At 35.2% G+C, this 2,254-nt stretch carries 2 protein-coding genes; both read right to left on the reverse strand.

Annotated elements, in window-relative coordinates:
• Window positions 1-245: 245 nt before the first annotated feature.
• Window positions 246-995: a hypothetical protein gene (locus F6K13_RS29385; RefSeq protein WP_124144644.1), complete on the reverse strand. Its 750-nt coding sequence runs from the start codon at window positions 993-995 to the stop codon at window positions 246-248.
• Window positions 996-1,356: 361 nt separating this feature from the next.
• Window positions 1,357-2,178 carry a YaaW family protein gene (locus F6K13_RS29390; protein ID WP_124144645.1) on the reverse strand — a complete coding sequence of 274 codons (822 nt, stop codon included), beginning with the start codon at window positions 2,176-2,178 and terminating at the stop codon, window positions 1,357-1,359.
• Window positions 2,179-2,254: the final 76 nt, after the last annotated feature.

Raw genomic sequence — 2,254 nt, forward strand, 5'->3', positions numbered from 1 at the left:
AGGGAACAGTGTTCAACAATGAATAATGAATAATGAATAATGAATAATGAATAATGAATAATTACCTCTCCTTGAAAAGAAGAGGATTGACAAATTCATGAAAATTTTTTTTTATTATCCCCTTAAAAGGGGAGACGCATACCCACAATTTTTCGGTAATACTTATGGGGACTGTAGCAAAAACAAGTTCAAAATATAAATTTGATTTTGACGAAAAGGACAATATCACCTAAGTCCTAACAAACTTAAGTAATTAAGGTACTTTGTTCAACATTTATCATCCTTGCATAGAGAATTTGCTCATTAATTTCTAGATTATTAATTAAGCTTAAAGAAGTTACAATACCATCGCCTATTAATTCTCCTTCTATCTCTCCATACTCGACCTGCAAAATAATATTATCTGCCCGTGAATCATTAGATACACTATCGGGATCTTGCCAGGTTCCCAAACCACTAATTTCTGTTGTTGCTTTCATAAAATTTAATGATTCAGATTTGAATCTGGGTACAGTTAATGTTAATAATTCCTGTTCAAATCTAGTAAATTTAACATGATTACTTTCATCTCCAAATAGCAGTGCAAAAAGTACATCCTTAGCTAGAAGAAGTAATTCATTACCCTGGTTACTCCGATATTTTTCTGTTATTAAGTCAGTGCCTTTTTCTGGAGGATTATTAATTAAATATCCAGCTTCTATTAGTTGATTGCGGTCTCTTTTTTCATGTTTTTTGAGGAAATTATCTAATTTTTCTCTATCTAATGCCATATCTTTCAGGCGTTCTATTCTTGAAAGCCTCTCTTGAGCTTTTTGTTCTTGAATAGCTTTAATATCTTTCTTTTTTATATATAAAGAATCTAAAGTTAAACGTATAATTTGTTCAATTAACCATTCTCGGTCTTGTTGTACTAAATAACTGCGTAATTTTTCCTCGAACTGAGGAGCTAGCTCTTCTTTAACAGAACTAACTATACCTTGAATATTCAGACTCATTTCTGCTCTCCTAAGCACTGGTAATTCAAACAATAGATTTGTTTGGTATTTTACTCATTCTATAATATAGAGCCACTTTATAGATATTGATTGATAATTTTAAATTTCTTCTACTATAATTTTATTTCCTAGTTCAATTACTCTAATGGCAATTTTCTGTAATTACTAAATTGAACTGCTATTCTATTCAACTATATGTATATAGTTCTAATAATAATTAAATTGTTTTAGAGCTTTATATAACTCTAAAATAAAACCTAAATTATAACGCATCCTTCGCTCTCCAATCCAAATCGGCATTTTTGCAGAGGTCTATTATCCATCATCCGTACATCCGTGGCATAATCCGTGTCTAGCCACCCTAATTCAACAACCGAATCTGGGCCAAAACAAAAACAGCAGGAATCACACGGCCATAATTTGTAGCGATCGCTCTCCAACCCAAATCGGCCAAAAACCAAGTCCAGAGCATCGGGCCTAAAAAACTTAAAGCTGTCCTTGCTGCCCCATAACGAGCTGCACTTATGGCCATACCTCGATTAGCCATCTGCATAGTTATGTGACTTTGAAACTGAGCTGCTGCGGTTGCCCCACCCCTAACTAATGCTGCTTTTGTCACTTGATATTTAGCAAAATGAATGGCAAACTGGCGGGCAAATTCCTTAAGTAAAATGGGTTTCAAAATCGAACTCACGGCCAAAGCACTACCACCTTTCAACAGTAAACTTAATGGATTTTTTTGTATTAATATTGGTAAAGGCTGAGGCACATTAGATTCGGCAAGGGATCGACATATACTTTGGCTTAAGACCTCTTGTTCTGATTTTGGTAGGCGTTTCCATGCCTGACCTAAAACATGAAGAAATACCTCTGCTTCTAAATCTATAGTTGAAAGCTCTTGAGAGTAGGAAATTTTCAGATAACGACAAATTTTGATTAAAGCTTGCCGATAGGTTATTTGTTGAGTGCGCCCTCGCAATACAGTCATGCCATCTGCCACCAGATAACAAAATCTTTGCTCTAGGGCGTCTAACCAGGCATCGCGATCGCGACTTTGTACATCTATGGGTAGAGGAGTCTGGAAATAATCCAAAGGATTGATCCCGCGCCCAAACAAAAGTTCTGTTAACTGTTGTAACTCCTCTTCTGTTGCTAATTCTAGTGCTGCTCTTAGTTCATTCAACTTAGGTTTCCTCCACACCCACCAAGCATGACTTAGTTATAATTACTCTAGTTTGAGAGGCAAATTACCGAATTAA

It is taken from the genome of Okeania sp. SIO2B9, from assembly GCF_010672505.1.
GTDB lineage: Bacteria > Cyanobacteriota > Cyanobacteriia > Cyanobacteriales > Microcoleaceae > Okeania > Okeania hirsuta.

What these genes read in the sequence shown, in the direction of transcription:
- F6K13_RS29385 (WP_124144644.1), bottom strand. Translation starts at nt 995, where the DNA reads ATGAGTCTGAATATTCAAGGTATAGTTAGTTCTGTTAAAGAAGAGCTA.